Source organism: Streptomyces sp. NPDC058284, assembly GCF_042881135.1.
Lineage (GTDB): Bacteria > Actinomycetota > Actinomycetes > Streptomycetales > Streptomycetaceae > Streptomyces.
In genome coordinates, this window is record NZ_JBHVYE010000029.1 from 81,147 (window position 1) to 105,184 (window position 24,038).

At 69.4% G+C, this 24,038-nt stretch carries 22 protein-coding genes and 2 pseudogenes; 5 read left to right on the top strand and 19 right to left on the bottom strand.

Annotated features, from left to right (window positions below; all coding sequences use genetic code 11):
- Positions 1-114: 114 nt before the first annotated feature.
- The 17 genes and pseudogenes from rfbB to ACFVYR_RS31215 all read right to left on the bottom strand — a co-directional run.
- Positions 115-1,116, bottom strand: a complete 1,002-nt coding sequence (gene rfbB / locus ACFVYR_RS31135; RefSeq protein ID WP_384258952.1) for a dTDP-glucose 4,6-dehydratase — start codon at positions 1,114-1,116, stop codon at positions 115-117.
- Positions 1,113-2,180, bottom strand: a complete 1,068-nt coding sequence (locus tag ACFVYR_RS31140; RefSeq protein WP_384258949.1) for a glucose-1-phosphate thymidylyltransferase — start codon at positions 2,178-2,180, stop codon at positions 1,113-1,115. The genes rfbB and ACFVYR_RS31140 overlap by 4 nt, the downstream gene beginning before the upstream one ends.
- Entirely contained in the window at positions 2,177-3,235 is a 1,059-nt protein-coding gene (locus tag ACFVYR_RS31145; protein WP_384258947.1) for a glycosyltransferase family 2 protein, read from the bottom strand. Before ACFVYR_RS31145 ends, ACFVYR_RS31140 begins: the two co-directional genes overlap by 4 nt.
- The gene (lanKC, locus tag ACFVYR_RS31150; RefSeq protein ID WP_384258946.1) at positions 3,232-5,763 is read right to left on the bottom strand and encodes a class III lanthionine synthetase LanKC; all 2,532 of its coding nucleotides are present in this window, start codon (positions 5,761-5,763) and stop codon (positions 3,232-3,234) included. The genes ACFVYR_RS31145 and lanKC overlap by 4 nt, the downstream gene beginning before the upstream one ends.
- Before the next feature lie 22 nt (positions 5,764-5,785).
- Positions 5,786-7,492 (bottom strand): daptide biosynthesis intramembrane metalloprotease, encoded by a 1,707-nt coding sequence (mpaP, locus tag ACFVYR_RS31155; RefSeq protein WP_384258943.1) that lies wholly within the window; start codon positions 7,490-7,492, stop codon positions 5,786-5,788.
- The gene (locus ACFVYR_RS31160) at positions 7,489-8,238 is read right to left on the bottom strand and encodes an ABC transporter permease (protein ID WP_384258941.1); all 750 of its coding nucleotides are present in this window, start codon (positions 8,236-8,238) and stop codon (positions 7,489-7,491) included. Before ACFVYR_RS31160 ends, mpaP begins: the two co-directional genes overlap by 4 nt.
- A gap of 6 nt (positions 8,239-8,244) precedes the next feature.
- Positions 8,245-8,949 (bottom strand): ABC transporter ATP-binding protein, encoded by a 705-nt coding sequence (locus tag ACFVYR_RS31165; RefSeq protein WP_384258939.1) that lies wholly within the window; start codon positions 8,947-8,949, stop codon positions 8,245-8,247.
- The gene (locus tag ACFVYR_RS31170; RefSeq protein WP_384258937.1) at positions 8,939-9,142 is read right to left on the bottom strand and encodes a hypothetical protein; all 204 of its coding nucleotides are present in this window, start codon (positions 9,140-9,142) and stop codon (positions 8,939-8,941) included. Before ACFVYR_RS31170 ends, ACFVYR_RS31165 begins: the two co-directional genes overlap by 11 nt.
- A 97-nt stretch (positions 9,143-9,239) precedes the next feature.
- Positions 9,240-9,419, bottom strand: coding sequence for a hypothetical protein (locus ACFVYR_RS31175; RefSeq protein ID WP_384258934.1), 180 nt, complete (start codon positions 9,417-9,419; stop codon positions 9,240-9,242).
- Between the two features lie 86 nt (positions 9,420-9,505).
- On the bottom strand, positions 9,506-9,694 hold the full coding sequence (locus ACFVYR_RS31180) for a daptide-type RiPP (protein ID WP_384258932.1): 189 nt from the start codon (positions 9,692-9,694) through the stop codon (positions 9,506-9,508).
- A gap of 76 nt (positions 9,695-9,770) precedes the next feature.
- On the bottom strand, positions 9,771-11,000 hold the full coding sequence (mpaC, locus tag ACFVYR_RS31185; RefSeq protein ID WP_384258929.1) for a daptide-type RiPP biosynthesis dehydogenase: 1,230 nt from the start codon (positions 10,998-11,000) through the stop codon (positions 9,771-9,773).
- On the bottom strand, positions 10,997-12,283 hold the full coding sequence (mpaD, locus tag ACFVYR_RS31190; RefSeq protein ID WP_384258927.1) for a daptide-type RiPP biosynthesis aminotransferase: 1,287 nt from the start codon (positions 12,281-12,283) through the stop codon (positions 10,997-10,999). Before mpaD ends, mpaC begins: the two co-directional genes overlap by 4 nt.
- Positions 12,280-12,996, bottom strand: coding sequence for a daptide-type RiPP biosynthesis methyltransferase (mpaM, locus tag ACFVYR_RS31195; protein ID WP_384258925.1), 717 nt, complete (start codon positions 12,994-12,996; stop codon positions 12,280-12,282). The genes mpaD and mpaM overlap by 4 nt, the downstream gene beginning before the upstream one ends.
- A 101-nt stretch (positions 12,997-13,097) precedes the next feature.
- Complete coding sequence (locus ACFVYR_RS31200) at positions 13,098-13,694, bottom strand: hypothetical protein (RefSeq protein ID WP_389613276.1); 597 nt, start codon at positions 13,692-13,694, stop codon at positions 13,098-13,100.
- Complete coding sequence (locus ACFVYR_RS31205) at positions 13,691-14,116, bottom strand: hypothetical protein (protein WP_384258920.1); 426 nt, start codon at positions 14,114-14,116, stop codon at positions 13,691-13,693. The genes ACFVYR_RS31200 and ACFVYR_RS31205 overlap by 4 nt, the downstream gene beginning before the upstream one ends.
- Positions 14,113-15,117, bottom strand: coding sequence for an LLM class flavin-dependent oxidoreductase (locus ACFVYR_RS31210; RefSeq protein WP_384258918.1), 1,005 nt, complete (start codon positions 15,115-15,117; stop codon positions 14,113-14,115). The genes ACFVYR_RS31205 and ACFVYR_RS31210 overlap by 4 nt, the downstream gene beginning before the upstream one ends.
- A 763-nt stretch (positions 15,118-15,880) precedes the next feature.
- Positions 15,881-16,376, bottom strand: a pseudogene (locus tag ACFVYR_RS31215) (IS5 family transposase); the annotation flags it as partial.
- Here ACFVYR_RS31215 and ACFVYR_RS31220 point away from each other — a divergent pair.
- A complete protein-coding gene (locus tag ACFVYR_RS31220) occupies positions 16,371-17,021 on the top strand; it encodes a hypothetical protein (protein ID WP_384258915.1) in 651 nt (216 codons plus the stop codon). The pseudogene ACFVYR_RS31215 and the gene ACFVYR_RS31220 overlap by 6 nt on opposite strands.
- Before the next feature lie 358 nt (positions 17,022-17,379).
- Here ACFVYR_RS31220 and ACFVYR_RS31225 read toward each other — a convergent pair whose 3' ends face one another.
- Positions 17,380-17,868, bottom strand: coding sequence for a hypothetical protein (locus ACFVYR_RS31225; protein WP_384258913.1), 489 nt, complete (start codon positions 17,866-17,868; stop codon positions 17,380-17,382).
- A 365-nt stretch (positions 17,869-18,233) separates the two neighbouring features.
- On the opposite strand from ACFVYR_RS31225, the gene ACFVYR_RS31230 reads away from it, so the two are divergent.
- On the top strand, positions 18,234-20,285 hold the full coding sequence (locus ACFVYR_RS31230) for a hypothetical protein (RefSeq protein WP_384258912.1): 2,052 nt from the start codon (positions 18,234-18,236) through the stop codon (positions 20,283-20,285).
- Positions 20,286-21,132: 847 nt separating this feature from the next.
- Here ACFVYR_RS31230 and ACFVYR_RS31235 read toward each other — a convergent pair.
- A complete protein-coding gene (locus ACFVYR_RS31235) occupies positions 21,133-21,735 on the bottom strand; it encodes a hypothetical protein (RefSeq protein ID WP_384258911.1) in 603 nt (200 codons plus the stop codon).
- A 125-nt stretch (positions 21,736-21,860) separates the two neighbouring features.
- On the opposite strand from ACFVYR_RS31235, the gene ACFVYR_RS31240 reads away from it, so the two are divergent.
- From ACFVYR_RS31240 to ACFVYR_RS31250, 3 genes and pseudogenes are all read left to right on the top strand, one after another.
- On the top strand, positions 21,861-22,091 hold the full coding sequence (locus ACFVYR_RS31240; protein ID WP_384258909.1) for a hypothetical protein: 231 nt from the start codon (positions 21,861-21,863) through the stop codon (positions 22,089-22,091).
- Positions 22,092-22,555: 464 nt separating this feature from the next.
- A pseudogene (locus ACFVYR_RS31245) lies at positions 22,556-22,798 on the top strand (transposase); the annotation flags it as partial.
- A 215-nt stretch (positions 22,799-23,013) separates the two neighbouring features.
- Positions 23,014-23,223: a hypothetical protein gene (locus ACFVYR_RS31250; RefSeq protein WP_384258907.1), complete on the top strand. Its 210-nt coding sequence runs from the start codon at positions 23,014-23,016 to the stop codon at positions 23,221-23,223.
- Positions 23,224-24,038: the final 815 nt, after the last annotated feature.

The following is a 24,038-nucleotide window of genomic DNA, read 5'->3' on the forward strand; positions in this document are numbered from 1 at the left end:
CGTCGTGCCTCGGCATCAGGCGCTGTGAGGGGACACTCCAGCCCTAGCCGGTGGCACGCAGCACAGCGGTCAGGTCCCGCCCGAGCATGCCGCGCGCGCCGGTGATCAGGACGGTCATGTCTGGGCCGGTGCGTGTTGTGACGGGGGATACCGGTCGAGGTGGTCGAGGTACCAGGTGACGGTGTCGGCCAGCCTCGTGCTCAGGTCGTGGCGCGGGCGGTAGCCGAGTTCGGTGCGTGCGCGGGTCCAGTCGAGGGCGTAGCGCGCGTCGTGTCCCTTGCGGTCAGGGACGTTCCGTACCTGCTCAGGAGCGGCGTCACAGGCGTCCACAAGCCGTTCGGTCAACTCGCGGTTGCTCAGTTCGGTGCCACCGCCGAGGTGGTAGACCCGGCCCGACCGGCCTCGGCTCCGCACGAGTTCCACACCGCGGCAGTGATCCTCCACGTGCAGCCATTCCCTGCGCTGGGTACCGTCGCCGTACAACGGAACGCTCAGTCCGCGCAGGAGGCGGGTGGTGAAGAGCGGGATGATCTTTTCCGGATACTGGCCTGGGCCGTAGTTGTTGGTGCAGCGGGTGATGCGGACGTCGAGTCCGTAGGTGCGCTGGTACGAGCGGCAGAGCAGGTCGGCCGCGGCCTTGGACGCGGCGTACGGCGAGTTGGGGGCCAGCGGTTGACTCTCCTTCCATGCGCCGTGGTCGATGGAGCCGTAGACCTCGTCGGTCGAGACCTGCACGAAGGTGGCGATGCCCGCGCGGACCGCCGCATCCAGCAGGGTGTGAGTGCCGGCCACATTGGTGCTGACGAAGTCGGTGCCGTCATCGATCGACCGGTCGACGTGGGTCTCGGCTGCGAAGTGCACGATCTGGTCGTGCTCCGCGGCGAGCCGCCTGACGAGTGCCGCGTCCCGGATGTCGCCGTGGACGAAGGCAAGGTGCGGGTGGTCGATGATCGGCGCGAGGTTGATGAGCGAGCCTGCATAAGTGAGGGCGTCCAGGACGGTGACAGCGCGTGGAGTGTCGCGTCCGGCCGAGGCCCCGTCCGCCGTACCGGCGAGAAGCATCCGGGTGTAGACCGAGCCGATGAATCCGGCGCCGCCGGTGACCAGAATTCTCATGGCTGCAGGGACACCTCGCTGTGGTCGCCCAGCACCAGCCGCTGGACGGATCGGTCCGCTGCCGTCCGCGTGATTCTGGCGTGACGGCCTATGAGTGAGTGGACGAGCGGGCCCGCACCCTCGATTCGGGCCTCACCGAGGACGATCGAGTTCTCGATCACGCTGTCCCTGATGAGGCAGCGTTCCGCCACCGAGACGTAGGGACCCAGGTACGAGCCGGTCACTTGGCTGCCGGCTCCGATGATCGCGGGGCCCAGGACCGTGGAGCGGGTCAGCCGGGCGCCCGGCTCGACCGTGACTTGGCCGGACAACCGGGTCAGCTCGTCGACCTCGCCGCCGACGCGCGGTGCCAGGGTGCCCAGGGCCGAGCTGTTGGCCTCCAGCAGGTCGCCGACGGAGCCGGTGTCCTTCCAGTAGTCGGTGATGCGGGCGGACGAGACCGTCGCGCCGTGGTCGATCAGTCGACGCAGGGCATCGGTGATCTCCAGCTCGCCACGGGCTGACGGAGTGAGGGCGCGTACCGCTGCGTGGACGGCTGGAGTGAAGAGGTAGACGCCGACGAGCGCGAGGTCGCTGCGCGGGCGGGACGGCTTCTCCTCCAGGGAGACGACGCGCCCGTCCGCGTCGAGTTCGGCCACACCGAAGGCGGTGGGATCGGCGACCTTGGCGAGCAGGACACGGGCGTCGGGGCGTTCGGCACGGAACGCCTCCACCTGCTCCGTGATGCCGCCGCGGAGGAAGGTGTCGCCCAGGTACAGCACGAAGTCGTCGTCCTGGAGGAAGTCGCGGGCGATGAGCAGTGCGTGGGCGACACCGAGCGGCCGCGCCTGGCGCAGGTAGGTGACGCGCAGGCCGAAGCGCTTACCGTCGCCCACGGCGGCCCGGATCTCGGGCTCGGTCGAGCCCACGACAAGGCCCACTTCGGTGATCCCGGCCTCCGCGACAGCCTCCAGGCCGTAGAAGAGCACCGGCTTGTTGGCGACCGGGACCAGCTGCTTGGCCGAGGTGTGGGTGAAGGGACGCAGTCGGGTGCCGCTGCCGCCGGAGAGTACCAGGGCCTTCACAAGCTGACCTCCTCGGCGAGCGCGCGCACCACGGCCAGCTGAGCGGGTGCGTGCAGCTGCAGCAGTTCTGCGAAGCGGGCGGCGTGGCCGGGGGTCGAGACGGGGACAACGAGCGCGTAGGCGCCGCCGTGCGGGATGACGAGGGGTTCGGGGCCGCGGTCCGCCAGCACCTCGTCCGCCATCGTCGGACCCCGGTCGCCCGGCGCGTCCTCGGAAGCAGCCGGGCTGACGAACTCCGAGCTGTGCCTCAGGCGTTGGATGCGGGTACGGCTGTCCTCCTGGGCCGCGCGGAGGAGTTCGGCGCGGACGGCCGGTGTGCGGAGCGCGTCGCGCAGGCGCCGGGCCGCGTGAGCGTCGGGGGTGACGTGGAGCGGTGCCAGGTGAGAAGGGGTGACGCTGTGACGGCGGGTGCTGTGGCCCTCATGGAGAGTGACGGTCCTCGCGGTGGTGGTCCGGATCCGGTGGCCCGCGTCGGTGAGCCGCAGGAGAAGGTCCCAGTCCTCCAGCCCTTCGGTGATGCGCCAGCCACCGACGGCCTCCGGCACACCGCGTCGGTGGGCGAGTCGGCTCGGCTCGAAGAGCGGGTCGAGCACCTGGAGCTCCGGGTGCCAGCACATGTCCCACCAGGCACTTCGCCGGATCACCGATCCGGTGTCGTCGACCGCCCGATAGCCGGTGGCCACCACGGGCGCGCCCGCGTCGAGCAGCGGGAGGACGACGGCCAGGTGATCTTGGCGCCACAGGTCGTCGTGGTTGATGTAGGCCACGTACCGGCCGCGGGCGCGGCCGAGGCCTTCCTGCCTGGGGCCGCTGGGGTGGCCGAAGCGCTTCAGCTGCAGGACGCGGATACGGCGGTCTTCCGCCGCCAGCGTCTCGGCGACTTCGACGGTGTCGTCGTCGCTGCCGTCCGACAGGACCAGCAACTCCCAGTCGGTGACCGTCTGCGCGCGCACCGACTCCAGGGTGCGCAACAGGCACCGTGACCGGTTGTAAGTCGGGCAGATGACCGTGAACGTGACGTCGATCCGGTTCGAAGGGGTGCGGGCGTGTTTCACCGGGGTCCCTCCCACAAGGGCAGCGTGCAGCTGCGGCGGGCGGCGGCCTGGTGGGTGAGGACGAGACCGGCGAGCCCCGTGCCGAGGTCGAGGGAGAGCTTCAGGGACTCGTCGCCCAGTGGAACGAGGCCTTTCCCCGCCGGGGCCACGTGCCATGTCGTCTCGGTGAGGGCACGGCGGACCGCCACCGCCGAGGCCAGGTCGTCCGGTGCGACGGCGGTGAGGAACTGGACGAGCCCGGCACGCCCGTTGAGGAGACCGTTGTGCAGGGCTGTGGTCTGCCGGGCGATCCGCACCACGCGTTCGAGCGGTGGGGAGAAGCGGTCCTGACCGCTGAGGCGGATGTGGTCGTGGTAGGCGAGGGCGAGCCCTGTCACCCCGGTGGCGAGACCGGTACCGCGGGCCGGCAGCGCGGCCTGGACCACCGGCGTGTCCGGCGTCAGACCGAAGCGGCGGGTCTCCAGGTCGAGCAGGTCACCGGCCATGTCCGCCGCGGCGCCGTCGTCCAGGGCCGCCGCGGCACGGAGCAGGAAGACCGAGAGTCCGGCGGCTCCGTCGACCAGCCCCGCCCCCGGGGGATCTCCCTGGGAGTCGACGGCCTTGACCACGCGGTCGATCAGGGCTGCGACCTCGTCACGGTGCCCCGGTGCGCGCAGCAACTGCACGCCGAGCCCGCTCAGCCCGCCGGCCAGCGACAGGTCCTCGGTGGTCCGTGCCGCGCGGAGCGCCCGCTCCAGGCACTCGTCCGAGAACGCCGGGTCGAGGCTCTCGGTGGCGAAGGCGATACCGGCGAGGCCGTTCCAGAACCCCGGCGGCAGATCGGCGGCGGCGCGTACCCGCTCGCGCAACCATGACAGGTCGGCGGGGTCCGGCGCCCGGCCCGCGCGGTGCAGCGACCACAGCACGCCCGCCGCGCCGTACGCGAGGCCGAGGCCTCCGGCCGGGTGGAGGAACTGCCGTACATCGCCGGGGAAGAGCCGGTCCTGGCGCTCAGGGGTACGCCACTCACACATCCGGGCGGCGAGCGCGGTGCCGGTGAACGGGTCGGCGACGCCCGGCCGTTCGCTCGTGACAGGGCTCTGCGTCGCCTCGGCCTTCCAGCCGAGCTGCTCCTCCAGCCCGTCGAAGTAGGGCGCAGGAACGTCGAACCGCTCGCGGGCGGCCGCGGTCAGCCCCGCCACGCGGCCGGGCCCCAGGGAGAGCAGCCGCACCAGCGGGACGAGAAGTGCGAGCCGCATGGCGCCCAGGGCGAACCGGTCGACGGCCGTGCCCCGGTGGCCGGGCGGCGCGCGGAACCCGAACACACCCATCGTCTGGGTATGGCCCGTGACGTCGCGCGAGGCGTTCTCGAAGTCGATGAAGTGAACCTGTTCGTCGGCGTCGACGATGAGGTTGTTGGGATGCAGGTCTCCGAAGACCCAGCCGCGCTCGTGCATGGCGGCCACCGAACGCGCGACCCCATCGAGGAGGTCACCTACCCAGAGGGCGTACTCGCGCGGAGTCAGGACACTGTCAGGGTTGGTCAGAGGGTTGCGGGCGTAGGCCAGGTCCATGAGGGACCTGCCTTCGACATACGCGCGGCCGAGGAACTTGTGCTCGACACCGTCGACGTACGCGTCCACACTCGGCACGCCGGGCAGGCCCGCCAGGCCGAGCAGGGCCTCGTGCTCGCGTTCCAGGCGGGCCACCGCGTCCCTGCCACTCTCGTCCAGGCCGCAGTACGGGCGGGCCTCCTTGAGGAGGATGGTGCGCCCCGGGGTATCGGTGCGTTCCGCGAGGTAGACGCCACCGCCGTTGGAGAAGTGGATGGCCCGGCGCACCTGGTAGGGAAAGCCCGACAGTCGGCGTCCGGCCCGCAGCGCCAGCGACTCCTCCAGCACGGCTGGGACCGGTGCCCACGTCGGCGGATGGAAGCCGGGGCGACGCTCGTCCGGCACCAGGTTGCCGTGAGGGTCCTCGATGCACTCGATCCGCCGTCCGCTCGCATCGGTGACACGTCGCGACACGAACGCGCCGTAGCGGGTGTACAGCGGGCCCTCGCGGAAGCGGAGGTCGGAGAGGATGGCCGGGCCCTCGCGACCGCCGACGCGCTCGTCCAATTCCCGCAGGGCCGTGGTGAGCACCTCGTCGGACGGGGGGTAGACGGTGATGAACTTGCCGCTGCCACCGCGGTCGGCGTACTTGCTGTTGCGCCGGGTGAGGGTGTGCGGACTGGAGAGCGCCTTGAACGGCAGGGACCGCTCGAGGCAGTACGCGGACACGTCGCCGAGCAGTTCCTCGGCATTGTCGAGGGTGGCGCTGACGTGGATCTTCCAGCCCTGCAAGCGCATCGGCGCCGTCTTGGGGGCGACGGCGGGGAGAGGAGGGGCCGAGGGGAAGTACATCACCCACTCGGTGCGCACCTCGCGCGTCCAGCCTTTGGGGGCCGGGGCCTGATGCAGGCCGAAGAAGGTGCCAGGGTCCTCGATGTTCCGCTCCTCGTAGAAGTCGGAGGCGGGGTGGCAGAACTGAAGGTACGTCAGATACATTCCAGCATTCCGGTTTCTGCTGTCAGTTGAACGGGGCCGCGAACGGCAGAGCGAAGCGCTCGTACGCCCAGCGCGGAAGCGAAACGGACCGAGGGTGCAGCCGTGCACTGCCCTTCCGGGCCTTGGGGATGTCTTGCGTCCGCAGCGTGAACCAGCGGCCGGGCACCTTCACCTGATCCGCGTCGACGGGAACCAGGCCCGTCAGCGGCACCGTCGAGGCACCGGACAGCGGGGCGACGACCGTGGCCCTGCCGAGCGGGCGGCGCGGGAGCAGGCCTGCCTCGACCAGCTCCACCCGGTCCCCGGCACGGACGTACCGGCCGCCCTGACCGGCCGGTACGGCCAGGACCACCTGTCCGTCGTCAGTCACGCGGTAGGCGCCGGTCTCCGTGATGGTTACGTGGATGCGGCTGACGCCCAGCACGGCGGCGGTGACCACCGCGGTCAGGACCAGCACCCGCAGGAGCCGGGGCCGCGAGCCGCGCAGCGACCGCACCAGGCCGAGGAACGCCTTCCCCACCACAACGGCCAGCAGCCCGGCGATCGAGGTGGACAGGGCGAGGCCGAAGTGGCCGAGGGACAGCAGGGCGTCCAGCCACTGCCCCAGAACCCGTACGACCAGAAGCACCGGCGTCACCAGGCAGGCCGCGCCGAACCAGGGCAGCCAGGCGGCCTCGCCGCCCCGGCTGCCGGTGGTGCCCTCGGTAGCTCCGGCTCGCCCGGTGAGGAAGGCGGTGAAGCGCTTCCGCAGTGAACGCAGCGCCTCCGCGCGGAGGTTGGGCCGGTCCAGCTGGCTCATCAGGGCGATGTAGCCGTCGAGCTTCACGAACGGAACCAGATTGACGGCTGCCGCCGCCGTGTTCACGAGGGAGTAGAGCAGCAACATGTCGCCCGGGGCCCCGTCGCCCGCCACCGCGCTCGCGCAGGCGGCGGCGCCTCCCGCGCCGAGTTGGACGAAGACACCAGCCATCGCCACATGGGCGCGTCGCCGGTGGTTGAGCCGCCACGCATCCGAGATGTCGCAGAACATCGCCGGTGACAAGTAGAAGAGCATGACGCCGAGTCGGCCGGGCCGGCCTCCGTAGTACGCCAGAAGACAGGCGTGGCCGAGTTCGTGCGCGACGGTGGTGAGCGAGATGGCCGCGAGGACGACGACGAGCACGGAGAGCGGGACGGGACGGCTCAGGACCTCGACCACATGGGCGCGCCGCGCCACCAGAGCGAGAGCACCGGTGACGGCGAGCAGCACGATCGACACGCCCAGCGTGCGAGGCGTGGCGAGGCGCAGAGGGCTGACCAGCCGGGCCGGGCCCGCCCCGGACCGCAGTACCGTGAACTGGAGGGTGAGGGGAGGGACGTAGCGGAAGCGGCCCGTGCCCCGGCGCGGGGGACTGCCGTTCTGCGAGGAGGCGAGCAAATGGGCCTCATCCAGTACGCGCAGGCTCCGGCGGACGGCCTGTGCGGTCCACGGGCGGCCCAGGCCGTCGGCCAGCGCTTCCGCGTCACGCGTGCCGTCGAGACGGCCGACGAGCGAGGCGAGGTCGGCGCCGACCCTGAAGTACTGGTGTTCGCCGTGCTGGAGGACCCAGTGCTCGCCTTCGCCGACCGGTGGGTGCACCTGTACGCCGTCGGCGATTCTGGCGTGCTCCAGGTGGGACGGGTCGTCGGCCACGCTCGCCGGGGTCGGTGCCGTGGAGCGCCGACGCAGCAGCCCGGTACGACCGCTCACATGACGTCCTTGTGCAGGAACCGAGTTCGGGCGACCAGGCCGAGCAGGGCGACCCACAGCAGACAGACGCCGAGCGCGGCGCTCAGAGGCAGCAGGTCGGGCTTGTGATCGCGGTAGACCGAGCTGAGCGCGATGGTGAAGAGGAATCGGGCTGCCTCGGGTACGAGCCGCTGCGCGGCGGGCTCCACGCCGACCACCAGGACGACGAGGGCGAGCACGGTGAGGGTCTGCTTGCGAATGATCCAGGCGATCATCAGTCCCCAGGGCCCTGCCAGTGCCACGCAACCGCCGACGCCCAGCAGCGTCTTGGTGGATTCGGCCGTCCAGGGCAGGTCCGTAGAACCGCTCGAGGCGAGCAGGACGTTGACGAGGGCACCAGCCATCGCCGTGAGGGCGATGCCGACGGAGATCAGCGTGCCCGCGGCGAGTTTGGCCCGGAAGACCGCGGACCGGTTGCCGTAGAGGAGCACGGAGCGGGCCGCGGTGCCGTGCGCGAAGTCACGGGTGATGACCAGGGCGCAGGCGATGGCCGAGAAGAGCAGCAGCATCATCCATGCCCGGACGATGTCGTCGGTGACTGCGCCCGAGGCCACGGCGTTCGTATCGGTGCGGCCCAGCGTGTACTGGCCGTAACCGGTCAAAGCGCACCACAGGACGCCGCCGACCAGCGTCCCGAGCATCGCCCGGCCTGAGCCGGCCTTCAGCAGTTCGGCCTGAGTGTGGCGCACGAGTAGGGCAGTGGACATGGGCGTTCAGCTCCCCGCTATGTCGAAGAAGCGCTCCTCCAGCGACTTGACGCCGCCTTCGGTGAAATCGATGAGGCTGCTGGAGTGGACGATCTGTCCACCATTCAGGAGGAGGACGTCATCCACGGTGTTCTGTACCTCAGCCAGCTGGTGGCTGGAGACCAGGACGGTTCTGCCTTCGGCAGCCTGATCGCGGATGAAGCGGCGAATCCAGCGGATGCCGTCCGGGTCTAGACCGTTGGCCGGCTCGTCGAGTACGAGCAGTTCGACGTCAGGGGAGAGCAGCGCGATGGCGATCCGCAGCCGCTGCCGCTGGCCCGTAGAGAGGGCCGCGCAGCGCTGGGACTTCTCCCCGGTGAGGCCGACGAGGTCGATGAGATCGGCGATCCGGGACCGGCCGACGCCAAGGGCGCGGGCCCAGATGGCCAGTTCGCGGCCGACCGTGGTGCCGGGGTAGAAGGCCATGGCGTCCATGGCGACGCCGACGCGGCGTGCGTTGTGCGGGCCGGGTGGGCCGCCGAGCACCTCGACGGTTCCGGACTCGGGCGTGACGACGCCGAGCAGACACTGCAGCAGCGTGGTCTTGCCCGCGCCGTTGCGGCCCAGCAGGCCCACGACCCGGCCGTGATGTACCTCGAAGCTCACGTCGTTGAGCACTTGGCGGGGCCCGTAGCTCTTGTGCAGGCCATGGGCTCGGACGTCAGCCGGCACGGTTGTTCAGCTCCTTGACGAGGGCTCCGAGAGACCCCGCGGCGGCCAGCAGGGCCACCGCCAGGGCTCCGAAGTACAGCCAGCGTGTCCAAGAGGAGCCGAGGAGGAGGACAGTGATCACCGCACCAGCGGCGACCAGCGCCAGGCCGGCCAGCAGGGCGAGGTTCGGCGTGGCTGTCGATGGACTGTTCATGGTTCTCCAAGCTGTCGGGAGGAGACTGATGGGTGCCGTGGACCCGTGCCGGGGCACCGCGCGATGCCCCGGCACGGGCCGATGTCCGTGGCGCGGATCAGGTCGTGACCGCGGCGATCGCCGTGTAGGTCGCGGCGGAGGCCCCAGCGACGGAGACCACGGCAGCGGTCGCCTGGAAGCCGGTCGACACGCCGCTCCAGAAGCCAGGAGCCTCTAGCGTCTCCAACTCCTGCAGCGCCAGCTCAAGACCGCTGTCCTTGATCAGGTCGTCCTGCATGGTTCTCTCTCCTCTCTTGCGTGAAGGGTTCGCTTGTGTACGCGGGTTCTCCGCGTACGGGTGGTGGTGGGGGGCCCGCGGCGCCCTCAGGTCGCGACGGCCGCGGCGGTGAGCGCCCAGCTGCCGTAGGCGGCGGCGCTGGCTGACACGACGCCGACGGAGACGCCGGCACCTGTCCACCAGCCGGGGGCCTCAAGGGTCTCGAGCTCCTGGAGACCGAGTTCCAAGACGTCGCTCTCGTGGGCGGAGGCGCCTGGATTCAGTGCCACGTTCATGTCGACTCCTTTCTCTTGTTTTCCGGGTTTGTTGTTCACCCGCACGATGTGCGGGAGCCTTGAGCGGCCGGCGGCTTTATCGATCCACCGAGACGGCGTCATTCCGGGAACTCCGCTGTGCCGCGGGAATGGATACCGTGCGCACCCTGCGCAGCACCGCGCGGATGTCGTCCGGTCCGACTCCGGCAAGCATGGGAAGACCGCCTCCCCACATGCGGACGCACGACCGTTGCACGCGTTTCACGTCCTCGTCGCCGAACCCGGCGAGCGGTGGAATTCCGAGTGCGTCGATCCACTGCGCGAACCCCGTTGCCGGCTCCGCGGAGACCGGCACCGGAATCGCCGCGCGCAGTACCTCCCAGGCCTGACGGGCCCGGTCGGCCGATCCGAGCCCGGGAGCGGCACGCAGATGCCCCCAGTAGGCAGGGATCAGATTCGCCAGTACGCGCATCTTCCGCACCCCGAGATGATGGGAGAGGTTGTTGGCGAGGAACCACGCCTTGGCCGTGAAAGGGGCGCGGCCGCGCACCAGCGTGTCGTCGTGGCTTGTGATGCTGAGCCGGGCCAGCCGCCTGCGTGCTACCGGGTCCGCCCCGCCCGCGCGATGGATCCGGGCCAGCTCGGTGGCTGCCGCCGCCGCGAGGCGCAGGGCCGCGCGGTCCGTGGTGCCGAGCGGCCCCTCGGCGCCGATGACGGGGCCGAGGTAACGCAGGATGATCTCCAGGCATCCCTCCACCAGGACCTCGTGCGGCATTCCGGCGGTCGCCCGCGCGTCCAGTACGGCGAAGTCCGGCTGTAGGGCGAGGCTGGTGAAGGCACGCTTGACCGCACCGTCCGTGAAGCTGGAGATCCCGCTCACCTCGGCAGCGGTACCGATCGTGGTCGGCACGGCGGCGAGCACGGTCGGCCGCGCCCGGTCCGGGCCCAGCAGCCAACCGCTGCGTTGTTTCGCGGACACGATACGGGCGGTCACCGGGTCGCTCAGCGCGGTCGCCAATTTGACGGAATCGATCAGTGAGCCACCGCCGAACGCGATCACCCACTCGGTTTCCGGCAGTTCACGCGCGATGAGACGCGCATCCGCGATGCCGCCCATGCGATCGACCCCGAGGGTGGTCATATCGATGGTTGAGGACGAGATCATTTCCCGTAGGAATATGAGTCCGGGATGTTCGGCGAGGGACGTGTCGTATGCCACGGTTGCCGTCGCGGCCCCGCTCGCTGTGACGCGCTCGTGCAGTGCGGCAAGGCCGTCGAGTACGTGGCATCGGTTGATCGCCGTGCACTGCTCTTCGATCGCCGTCATAGGGCGCATCCGTCGTGCCGTCGGCGTCGGACGCGCTCGGAGTGGGCGGCGACGCCGGCCCGGGTGGCCGTCACCAACTCCGTCACCTCGGCGGCCGAGTAGGTGAGTGCCGGGATCAGCTGAATGCCGTGCGGCCCCGCGTGTACCTGTGCGCCGGCCCGCCGGATCTCCCGGACCAGGCCGGGGACATGGCGCTGTGCCAGCGGTACTCGGCCGTCCAGCGGGTCGCGCAGCCGTAGGGCCCGGAAACAGCCCGCGCCCCGGGTGTCCAGCACCGCCGGGTCGGCCTTCCGCCAAGCGGTCAGCGCGTCGGCGAGCGCGCGGCCCACCTCCCGTCCCCGGTGCACGGCGTCCAACCGTTCGAACTCGTCCAAGGTGGCCAGCACTGCGGCCGCGGTCACCGCGGTGCCGGCCTGCGTCTCCCCGTGCAGGAGAACCGCGTCCCCTGCGTGGAAGCGTTCGACTACGGTGTCCCGCACCAGCAGGGCGGAGGCGGGAAGCGTGCCGTTGGTGAGGCCCTTGGACACGATGAGGATGTCGGGGGCACGATCCCACGTGTCGCTGGCGAACATTTCGCCGGTCCTGCCGAACCCGGTGGCCACCTCGTCCGCTACCAGCAACGCGCCGCTCTGCTCGCAGAGTTGGCCGAGCAGCGTCACGAAGGAGGGGGTCAGCGTGACGGCGCCGTTGCCGAGAACAGGCTCCACCACCACGGCGGCGACCTGCTGTCCGACGGCCGCGAAGAGCGCCGTCAGCTCGGCCTCGTCGTTGGCCGTCACGTGTCGTACCAGGCGGGTGTCGATGCCGTACCCGCGCTTGTTGAAATCCTCACCGGCGAGCGCGTGCGCGCCGAATGTCAATCCGTGATAGCCGTTCCTCAGTCCGACGACGATCTTGCGGGCCGGCTCACCGCCGAGTTCGTGGTGTTGCCTTGCCAGCTTCATCGCCAGGTCGTTGGCGGAACCGCCGGACACGGAGAAGATCACCCGTGCGAAGGCGTGTGCGCCGACCGTCCGCAACCGCTCCGCGGCCCGACGGGCGTGTGCGTTCTCGTACCGGAAGACTCCCGCGTACGACGCCGTGCGCAGCGCCCCGGTGATCCGGGCGGTGATCGTCTCGTTGTTGTAGCCGAGGTTGACGTTCCACAGGCCGCTGGTCCCGCAGAGGACCTCCTTGCCATCGGCGAAGGAGATCCGGTGACCGGAGGTCCCTACGACGCAGATCGTGTCGTCGTCGGCGTCGGCGAGCGGCATCATCATGGGCCAGAGGCTTCCCACGGTCATCCCTCTCTGACGGCACGGACGAGCACACTGGTGTAGCGCTCGCCCGGCAGGGTGATGGTCGATTCGACGTGGAATCCGGCCGCAGCCAGGTCGGCGGTCAGTTCCGTCGGCGGCACCACCCGGATGAAGGAATGGCAGACCGTACGGGGGGTCCCGTCTCCGGGCGTGATGACCACGGTGTACCGGCCGCAGCGGTCTGCGGCGACCAGATCGTGAACCCGGTGGACGGTGCCGGAGACACCTGTCACGTCGAAGACACGCTCCGTCAGATCGGCGGTCCGCTCACTGATCTGGGCCGTGGTCAGGATGAACGCGCCGCCCGGCCGCAGGTTGTCACGGGTACGGCGGAGCATCGCGCGCCGGTGGTCATCGGTGAGCAGGGAGACCGAGCTGGTGCCGAGGACCGCGACGCCGACCTGTTCGGCAACGGCGTAGTCGGCGATGTCGGCCTGAACGGTTGTACACCGCCCGACCAGGGCGCGCGGCAGCGCGGTCAGCCGGGCACGCAGCAGCGCCAGCATGGAGGAGGACAGATCGACCGCCGTCACATCGCGGCGCAGCGAAAGGAGCGGCACGGTCAGCCGTCCCGCGCCCGCGGCCAGTTCCAGAACGGGCCCGTCGCAGGCACGGACCTCCCGCAGGATGTCGCGCACTTCGGACGTGTCGCGCAGGGTGAAGTCGTGGTAGACGGACGCCCCGTCAGGACTGTACATATCGCACACAGCCGTGTCTGCCGACAGCTCGTTCAGGGCCTTTGCCGCGGCGGACCCGGCCAACTCGTCGGGCAGTACTGACGCGGCCACGGTGGCCGGACTCACAGGCCGGCCCCCGCTCGCTCGGTCGGCTCGGCGAACCGTGCGACGAGGCGCAGTGCACGCTCTGCGGCCGCCTCGGGGGTGACCATGGCGCGCTCCAGCGCGCGAACCGTTTCCGCGTCGACCCGGAAGTCGGTGCCCGTGGCCGGGACGTGCATGAGGAACGTATCGCCTGAGCGCAGCAACACCGGGGCGAGCGGATCGCGAAGGTCGGGCGCGTCCGGCCCGAGCGGAAGGCCGGTGTCGAAGCGCACGCCGAATCCCGAGACCTGCGCGTCCTCGTGGCCGCGGGCCCGCGCCGCCTGCACCGCGTGGAGCGCCGCGTGGTATCTACCGAGCCACGGCAGCTCCCGCGCCGCAGTGATACCCGGCCCTGAGAGTGCCAGGTTGTCCGAGCCAGGTCCCAGCTCCTCCGAGGCCGGTTCCAGCTCCTGCGTACCGGGCGGCGTACTCCGCGGGTCGTCCAGCCCCATCAGGGGGCTCAGCCGCAGTCGGCGGTCCTGCGTCACGTACAGGCGCAGGCGTGGTCCGTCCATCGGCGCATGCCCACCGAGCAGGGCTACGTCGGCGAGCTGCACGGCGGGATGGGTCATCACGTCCGACCAGAGACCTTGCTCGAGGCGGCCTCGGCGTCCGCGAGGAAGGCGTCCAGGTCCTCCGGTTCAGTGACGCGGACCGCGGTTGGACCGAGCAGAGCGAGGAACCCGGCGATGCTGTATGCCTGGATCTGCAGGAAGAAGTCCTCGCCCAGCTGGACCTCGGAGCCTGACTCGACGAAGGAGCCGCGGTAGGGGATTCGCGTTGCACCCACGCCGCGGAGAGCCTCAGTGGTGGAGCCCGCATCGCTCTGTTCCGGCGCGTAGACTACGGTCCCCGCGCCTGCGTGCCCGTTCTCGGCCAGCCAGGCCACGTCCTCGGCCCGCTCAGCCACGATGGTGGCGACGCCGTAGTCCGGGAGCGTCAGCCCGCAGCTTCGGCCCGTCACCCAGGACATGAGATTCCGCTTGTGAGTGTTCACGCCACTCGCTCCCCACGGGCCCACTTGTTCGGGGCCTCACTCGGGTATCGCTTCATGTGCCGCAGGATGGTGGCGAGTTCGCGTACTGCGGCTTCCGGACCGTGTACTGCGCAGACTCCGGTCACGTTGAGCACGACCTCGTCCACTCCGGCCTGCCTGTAGACATCCAGTTTCCGGGCCAGTTCGTCCTCATCGCCGAACAGGAAGACATCGCCGGCGATCAGCTGCTCGACGTCCTTCTCCGGGGTGCCGGTGATGTCCAAACCACCGGCCCGCAGCATGCTCTGATAGTGCGGCAGTAAGAGATGAGCCCTGTTGCCGGCCAGGGCGAGGACCGAGGGGTCACGGTCGTCTCGGGCGAGGGCGAGGGGAACGATCGCCGTGAGGCGCGGTCGCTTGCGCCCCTTCTGCGTCGCACCCGAGTCGATGGCCGGAACGAGCACTTCTGCCAGGTAACCAGCCGGGGTCATCCAGGTGATGGCAACATCGGCGCTCTCGCCGGCCACCTGTCCCGCCCCTTTGCGCAGCACCCCGAGACCGACCTCCACGCGTGGCGCGGGATAGGGCTCGAGCTGGCCGCGGAACTCGAAGAACTCGCCGGAATGGTCCACGACTTCACCGTCGAGCAGTTGACGCAGGACGGTCAGGTACTCACGGCAGGCGCCCACCTGGCTGCGGTACTCCCGCCCCATGAGCGCTCCTTGCAACTGGAGCGCGCCCGGGCCGTACCCGGCGACCACCGGCTGACCAGTGGTGAGCGCGAGAGAGCGAGCCTGGACGGCAGCGTCGTACGGGTGCCGGAACGGCATGAGCGAGACACCGAAACCGACCGGAAACCGGAAACCGGCACCCGCCAGGTAGCTGTAGATGTGATGCCCCTCCGTCAGCAATCCCTGGCCCTGCCATAGGCGAACGGCCGACGACCAACTCACCAGACCGGCGAAGGGGAGGGCCTGCTCCGGCCGCCTAGGGACGAACGGGAGCATGACCGAGAACTTCATGGATCTGCCTCCGGAGGACAGGTGCAGTTAATAAAGATGAATTAAGCCAGCGCATTCGCGGCGACTTCCCGCCGTGACGGCGTTGTAAGGAACACCATCACCTACTTGGCAAAGGCTCTTTCCGGGAAAGGGGATGGTGTCACTGGGCGCCCAAAGTCTGACGATTCCGAAGATTACCAGGGGCCTGGGTGGCGTCAATAAAGGAATTTGCTACAGGGGTATTGGGGAAACCTTTCACAGGGAGCGCTGAGTCGATATGCGTGTCTACGCCGCCCGGAAGAATGCCGAGCGGCGGCCCGAAGAACGACATAAGCGCGCCCACTCTCCCGACACGACGATCGCGCGGGAGGCCGCAGCGAGGAGCGGCACCGCAGCGGCATCGGGGCACGGTCATCCCGGTCTGGCGGGGCCGCTCAGCCCCGTACCGCGAACGGGATGTACACCTGAGCCTCCATCACCGTGGGCTCCGCTTCCCCCGGCAGCCGACCAGACGCACTTGTGGCAGGCCAGGCCCGTGCAAGTACCTCTGCCACATCCGCATCCGAGGGGGCATCGATGTGAACCAAGAGGTGATCGCGGAAGCCTGTCGGCCGACCTGTGGTGGACACCTGGTCGCGTTTCGCAGGTGACGCGGTCGGCCCGGGAAAGCATGCACGGCTCTGATGGCAAGGTCGTCTCCGAGGCGCACCGTCGTGGCCTGCCCCGGGTGAGGCTCAAGCCGACCGGGTCTGCCGTGGCCCGGTCATCGCCGACGGCGGCGCACTTACTGCCCCTGACAAAGGCGTTGGACGTGGCGGTAGGTGATCAGGCAGACGGCGAGTCCGAGGAATGCTTCGTGGATGTCGTCGCGTCTTTCCCAGCGGATGCGTAGGCGGCGGAAGCCGTGGAGCCAGGCGATGGTGTGCTCGACGACGTAGCGGAAGATGCCCAGGCCTGTGCCGTGCGGCTCCCCGCGCCTTGCGATCCCAGGGCGGATGCCGCGCTGCCACAGCTGGCGCCGGTAGATGTCGTGGTCGTAGCCGCGGTCGGCCGGCAGGGCATCCGGGCGCCGACGCGGTCTGCCGACCTGGCCCGCGATGACCGGGTTCTTGTCGAGCAGGGGCAGGAGTTGGGTGACATCGTGGCGGTTGCCGCCGGTCAACGACACTGCGAGCGGAATGCCCTGGCCGTCGGTGATGAGGTGATGCTTGTTGCCCGGCCGCGCGCGGTCGACGGGCTGGGCCCGCTTTTGGGCCCCGTCGGGCGGCCCGGACGTGCGCCACCAGCGCACCCGCGCTCTGACGGCCCCCTTCTACACCAGCTCCCTTGCCGCCGACATCGTCGCCGCCGACACCCGCTGGCGGCTCGTGCACCAGCTCATCCACGAGCCCGGCATCGCGGTCCGTGACAGGGCTGCCGGACTGCTCCTGCTGCTGTTCGCGCAGCCCCCGTCCCGGATCTGTGCACTCAGCCGCGACGATGTCCTCGACGACGGCACCACGCTGCGTCTGCGCCTGGGCGCACACCCGGTAGAGATCCCGTCACCGCTGGACGGGATGCTCCGCGAGCTGGTGCGCCATCGGGTCGGCAAGGCCCATCGCCTCGAGCCCGGCCCCAGCCGCTGGCTGTTCCCCGGCTCGCGGGCTGGTCGGCCGATGGAGCCGGTCAGTCTGTCCCGCAGGCTCAAGGCGCTCGGCATCCGGCCCCGGCCCACCAGGAACGCCTCCCTCATGGACCTTGCGGCCGAGCTTCCCGCCTTCGTCTTCAGCCGCCTGCTCGGCTTCTGCGAGCAGACCGCCGCGAACTGGATGGCGGAGAGTGGCGGCGACGATGCCCCCTATGCAGCTCACCGAGTCCGCGCCACGCTCGGCACCCGGCCGGGAGACCGTCGCGGCCGGGCTGTGCGAGCGCCGCTCGAGCCATGATCCGGACGCCTCTTCAACCGAGCAGCCAGAATCTTCCCGAGAGCCTATTCGGAAGCCTGACGGGTTGGGATGGCGCCAGCAGTGGTCTGGCGGCTTTTGGAGGTCGGTCAGGTGCGGCCCTTCGGGGTCGCCCGGCCGCGCGTACGACAGCAGCTCGCCGAACTTCGGGTGCATCAGTGGGCGGAGGCGGCTGGAGGTGCCGCCCGCCTCCTCGAACGTGACCGGCTCCTGGATGTCGGCCTCGGCCGGGAAAAGGGTTCTGACGGCCGGGTCGACTGCTGGTTCGTGTTCCGAGAGTCGGCAAGCGGCTGTCCGTGCGGGCCCCGGCCCAGAGTCGTGTCCGGAGCCCTGGGATTGATTAGTCGTAGTAGCGCACGTTTGGCTTAGGAACATCGGTAACGATGTAGTCGTCCCCGATGGGGGCACCGTTCGGATGGAGCAGGCCCGCGGATCGGCCTGTTCTCAGCGCGCTTGCCGGAGTAGCTGCCCCGCTGGCGGTTCCGGTGGTCACCAAAACGTAGGCGCGGGCAAGCTCCACCAGCGCCGCTGATGCCTGCCCGGCGGACTTGTCCGCAACGTGCTGGGCCTCCTGACCGATGGCCTTCAGGAGCGCGTCACGGGCGTCCGCAATGGCGGGGTTCTCGGTCACGGAGAGGGTCGCGGGGATGCTGCTCAACTCGGTGATCCCGGTTTCGGCCTGGTCGCCGGACACAGCCGAGACGTCGGCGGCACTGCGGAAAACAGGAGACTCATCGCCGCTTGCCGGGGCGGCGGTGTTTTCCTGCTGGTTGCCATCACCTGCGGGCGCCTGGGCGCCCGTGCTGCTGCCGCTCGTCGGTTGGGACATGCCTGTACCCCCTCATGGGCCGGCGCGTTACTGACCCGGTCAGAGCGTCGCAGGACGTGCCGTCACCAAACCATCACTCAGGGTGGAACGGCCGGTAATCGACAAGTGTGGCGTGGAGACACCACCCATCGGGGTCAGCGGGGACATAAACAGGCGGGAGCGTCAACGTTCTGTCGTCCGTGCCGCAAACCCGAGGGGCTGATGGTCGAAGTGCGACGGTGAAGCAAGCTACGAATTTTGCGCCATTTCGGGGTGGCGAGGGGCAATTACGTGTCCGGAATACCGGTTCCACCCCGGAGCGGGAGCCCAGCATGCTTACTCGCGCAAGGTGATCAATTGATCACTCTTCGTGAAGGGGTTGTTGCATGTCCCAATCCGTCCCGCTCGCCTCCCAGTCCGAGCGCGTGGACCGTCTGCGCGCTCAACTCGCCGGGGAACCAGCCCCCGACACCGCCGCCACCGCCGACGGCGCAACACCCACCCCGCGGGCCCGGCGTGCGGCCCGTACCGCGCGCAGGCTGGCCCTGTCCCCGGCCGCGAACCTGCTCTACGGGATGACGCTGCGGGCCGCGGCCCGCAGCGAGCAGAACGAGAAGCTCACCGACCTGGAGGAGCAGCTGCTCGGGGTGCTGCGAGTGACCGGGTCCTCGGATGCGGAACTGGCCGAGTTCGGGCGGGTCTTCAAGGAGCAGGCCACGGCACGCGGGGCGAGTGCGCTGTTCACCGCCGACGTCACCGAGCGGCCGCTGTCGGAGGGGTTCTCCTTCGATGACCTGGCCGCGGTGCTGCCGGCGCTGGCGCCGGAGATCACCGCACAGCCGAACTTCCGCACGGTGCGGGTGGACACCCTTCAGCCCGGCCAGCAGCTGGACACAGCCGAGGCGGCCCAGGCACGGGCCGAATACGGCGGCGGCTCGATCGTGTTCCTCTCCGAGGAGAACATGAGCGGCTTCGGCTCCAATCCCACCCCGCTGACCGCCCGCGTGGAATTCACCAAGTTCTACGCCCAGGCGCGCGCCCACGACACCGTCTTCGACCCGAAGAACGAGATCTACTGGTGCTCCGGTGCGGGCTCCGACGTCTCCAAGGTTGACTTCCGATCGCCTGTGTTCAGCGGCGTGGACAGCGGACACGTACGGCACTTCGCAGCGGGCGCGAACTTCTTCAACGGACAGATCAAGAACGCCCTCACCGGAAACATCCAGTGCTGGGAGCACGACGACAGCGGCTCGGGCTTCTTCGACGACCTGCGCGAGGCATGCCGTCAGATCAAGGAGTGGGCGTTCAAGACGTCCGAGGCACTGGAGAACCAGAACGAGGAGTACAACGGCTCCTCCGCCTTCCTCTCCCTGGTCGGGCTGGTCGCCGCGCTGATCAACGCAATCCTGGGCTGGGTCCGCAACGACGACGACCTCCTCGACGAGATCGACGTGGCGTTCAGCACGGCGGCGCTGCACGTCATGAGCAAGCGGCCCCTGGACCACAACTCGCTCTTCTTCGCCGGTGACGGAGGCAAGTTCTACCTCTACTTGAAGGTGGTCATGCCCCAGGGGCCCGCCTTCCCCCTGCGTCAGCACACCCTGACCGGCACCACCTGGAGCGCACTCTCCACCCCGCCCGGACTGGCCAGCGGCTCACCGGCCGCGCTGGAGAGCCACGGCGGCAAGCTGCACGCCCTGTTCCTGGCCCCCGGCAGCACCAACCTCATGCACAGCATCCTGGACGGGACGACCTGGAGCACCCCGCAGCGCGCCTGGAGCCAAGCCGGCAGCATCTACGCCTCCGCCCTGGCGTCGGACGGCACCAAGCTCCACGCGGTGCACACCGCGGGCGACGGCACTCTGCGCTACAACTGGTACACCGCCGCCGGCTGGAGTGCCACCAGCACGATCCACACCGGATCCTTCAAGACCATGGCCGCCCCCGCGCTGGCCTTCCACAACGGAAGACTCCACCTCGTGGTCACGGGTCTTGACCAGCAGCTGTATTACACCGTCTACGAGAACGGCTCCTGGGGCAGCGCCAGCGCCCTGACCTACAAGTACATGGACGTCATCGAGATACCCGCGTACACCGACAGCGCGCCCACCGCCGTGTCTTTCAAGGGGGCCCTCAACGTCTTCTACCGGGACGTCGCCTTCACACCCGGAGCCGTCAACCGGTTCATCCTCCAAGGCGCCCAGCGGACTCACCTGGGCACCGTCGCCACCTGGCGCACCCGCTCCGGACCGGCCATCGAAGTCTTCGAGAACAAGCTGCACTGCGTCCTGCCCAGCCTCAGCGGCCAGCTCTGGCACGCCCGCTTCGACGCCAACACCAACAGTTGGTCCAACTCCACCACGTTCGCCGGTGCCCGCAGCGTCGACGAACCCGCCCTCGCCACACACGCCGGCAAACTCCACCTCCTCTACCGCTAACCCCGCCCCGCGGCCCGGTACCCCAGCCCCGGGCCGCGGACCCCCAGGCCGGCACTGCCACCCGGCCTCGCCCGGTCAGGCCGCAGTCCCGAAGCCCTCGGCGCGCAGGACCTAGTCGCGGAGCTGGACGAAGTCGATGTCGATGTCGAGTTTCGTCTCGTACGCCTGGGCCTATGGCGAATTCGCGGGTGGGGGTGGAGGGGGGAGTACTGGCCCAGGAAGTTGACGTGCCGATCCTGAAACGGGAGAGGCGGGCCACGTTCTCGCGCCTGATGCCGCAGCCCTCGGCACGGAGCCGGGCGAGAGCGGCGCAGGCAGCGGGCATTCCGCACTTTGGAACATCCCGCTGTACCAGCAACGGCCATGGGCGAAATTCCTTGTGTGTGACGGGTGTTCAGTGAGCGGCGTGAGCCGGTGCACGGCGGCGGGTGGTGGCGCCGGGGACGGCGAGATGCCGGTGGGCGGCGAGTAGGACGGTGAGGGTGAGCGAGGCGCCGGCCGAGGGAAGAGCCGCACCGATCGGGGGATGCTCGGCGAGCGCGCCCGTCCTCAATGGTGTCGAGCAGGGTGCGGTCGCGGACGGCGTTGGCCTTGTTGTTGACCCTCGCGTACCGGTCGACCTCGGACAGGGCCACGCAGGCGGTGGCGATGACCAGGGGGAAGCGGTGGAGAGGGCGGCGGATGAGGTGCTCCTGAAGGAAGAGGTGGTGTGTGATCCGCCTCTAGAGTCCGGGCAATCCCCGGTTTCGCTAATCGGGGATTGCCCACTATGTTGCAGCCTTTCCCATCCGGAGATGCCGGGCGCGAGGCTGCCCAACGCTGGCCCATCGTGCAGCGTCTGCGCAGGTCAGCGGAGAGTTCTAGATGCGGTGGGTCGTACGGGCAGCGCGGCGGGCGGCCGGTTCGGTTCAGCGGACGGAGGAGCTGGCGCACGTCGGATGCTGGACGCCGAGGTGATGACCCGGTCGGCGTCCCGGTGCAGGTTGCTGGCCGCGTTGCTCAGGTGCGCATGGGCGCTGGTGAGCCGGCTGTCGAGGGTCGCGCGTGCGGTGGCGATGGCCTTGACCCGCTGGGGGGTTCGCGGGTCGGCGCTGACCTTCTGGAGGTGGCCGATCTGGGCGACGGCTTCGCCCAGCTTGGCCAGAGCCCAGCCGTGGGGATCGGCTGCACGCGTCATCAGGGCGATCTTGTGGCGGGCGAGGGGATCGGTCGCACCGGGATGCCGATTCACCACGCGACTGTGGAAGGTGGCCTCACTCGCGGGAGAAGTGAAAAGGCCCGCTGTGACGCGGACTTGGTTCTCGACCTCCTCACAGATGCTGGCGAGCGAGTGCGTGGGCTCCGGGGCCGGTAGATCGTCGGCGGCATGGTGGATGCGCTCGGCCAGCGAGTGCAGGTGCGCCGCCTGCTCCAGACCGGCGAGCGGGCCGGGAGGCTCTGGCGTGTTCACCGGGTACGACCAGATGCGGGGTGTACCGCCGTCGGTAGCCCGATGCTCGCGCCCGGCACCGTCGCTTTCGTGGCCTGGGGCGCGGGGGGACCGGGGTCCAGCGCGCGCATGCGGTCGACGGCGACGTGCAGGTCCTCACCGAGTCCGCGCACGGTGGCCGCGGCGTCCTCCAGGTCGTAGTGGAGGTCGAATCCGTCGTCGTGATCGGACTCCTTGGCCTTCTCGGCCGCCGCTTCGAAGAACTCGGCGAGCCGCGCCAGCAGGCCGTCGGTCGGTTCCAGGACCTGGTCGGCGAGGGTGGCGGCCTGCTCGTAGACGTGGTGCCGTTGAGCTGGTCGGTGAGCGCGAGGACCTGACGGCCGTAGACGTAGCGACCGTGCGGATCGGTGGGTGTGACAACGCCCGGAGGGGCAGGAACCGTGGGCGTGGTGGAAGGGGCGGACAGGTGGGATCTCCTGAGAGCAGGGGCTGGGCAGTGATGCCCGGCGATGGGCTAACGGTGGTGGGCGGCGGGTGCCGAGCCCGATAGCACAGCGTGGGCGTTCACCGCAGGGCACGTGACGGGCGGCGGCGGGCTGTGACGGAGGTTGACGCCGATGCCGTGGACGGCGAGCTGCTGGGCCGCCGCCTGGATGCGCAGGGCCTGACCGGCCTCGCCGTACGCGGCGGGCAGGAGGAAGGCGCCTTGGTGCGGGTGGTACTGGAAGCCGTGGGCATAGAGCGTGGTGCGGGCCTCGTCGGGAACCGCCATGTACGGCGTGCGGCCAGGATGTCGATTTGCGTGGCGCTGTTCTGCAGGACGCCGAGCGAGTTGATCGATGCCGCCCGCCTCGGCATCACCGTGGAAGTGGTCCAACGCGTGCCGGGCAGCCTGGGCTTCACCCCGCTGCCCCGCCGCTGGACCATCGAGCGCACCTTCGGCTGGCTCATGATGTTCCGCCGGCTCGCCCGCGACTACGAAACCCTGCCCACCCGCTCCGCCGCCCTCATACAACTCCGGATGATCGACCTGATGACCCGCCGCCTCACCGGGGAGTCCACCCCTACCTGGCGAGGTGCATAGAACACCACAAAGCCCGCAAGTCGGGGCAGAACATCAGAATGAAACACCCTCTCACTCGTTCCGGTCCGCCCTCCCCGTTTCGGCCGCCGGCGGTCGGTCTGCGTTCCAGGGTGGCCCGCAGCGGTGCGACCGCTGCGGGAGCGGAACATTCTTGTGCTGTGGCTCGCCGGGACGCTCTCCGTTTTGGGGGACCGCTTCTTCACGTTGGCATTGATGTGGACGGACTGCAGCGCGAAGGCGCGGTGGCCATGGGCGTCGTAGTCATCGTCGAGTCTGTGCCGCACGTCCTCGTCGGCGCCCTCGGGCGACGCCTGTTGGCCATGTTCGCCTCGTTCCGGGCGCTCACCGGCGTCGATGCTGCGCAGGTCCTGGTCGTCGACGCCAACCCTGGGACTCGATCGGGTTTGGCGAAGTCATCGTTGTGATCGTGCTGATTGGCACCGCGGAGGCGATCACCGAGCCCAACCGGAGCGCGCTCACCTCTGAGCTGATCCGGTCTGGGGACTGTCAAACGAGCGGTGCATCTGGGGTAGTTGAGAGTTCCTGACGGACTGCGGAGAGGCGCCGTCGGACCATCGGCAAGATGCCGCTCGTAGGTGCTGTGTACCCGCTCGGGCGGCTTCGCGCAGTCGGGACATCTCACGACGACATTGCGGGTTCTGGCCACGACGTGAACTGCGTCGTTCGCCGGGAAGACGGCGTCCGCTCGCACGGTGCCGAGGTACGGGAATAACACGCTGACGAGCTCGTCACACCGCACCACGGTCTCAGATGAGACGCTACGTCAACGTCCTGAAACCCCGGTGATCGTCCTCATGGAATTTGTGCCTGATCCTCTTTGAAATCAACGAGGCCACAGGTCTGCTCATTTCCGGACCGGTGTTACCGGAACTCCGCGGGCTCGCAACGCGTAGTGGTGTCCTCGTCTGACCGGACCGCATCCGACGTGCGCTGGACGGGCGCGCGGACACGTCTTGCTTCACTGAACGACGAAGGCCCCTCGTCCGGCTCCTCTTGGAGGAACACCGTGAGGGGGGCGGGCCTACGACCCCACGCGGTGGCGACAGTGCCAGGAAGCACCGTGCTGACTACGGAAGTCCGTACTTCACATTTGTCTGTCCCTGGTGTCGGTGTACGCCTGAACTTGGCCCTGGCAAGATTTTCGTGAAGCGGGGGTGTGCTCCCGTGCGCCGGTGACGCTCCGTCACCGATAGCGGGATGGTCGGCGAGTGTGATGACC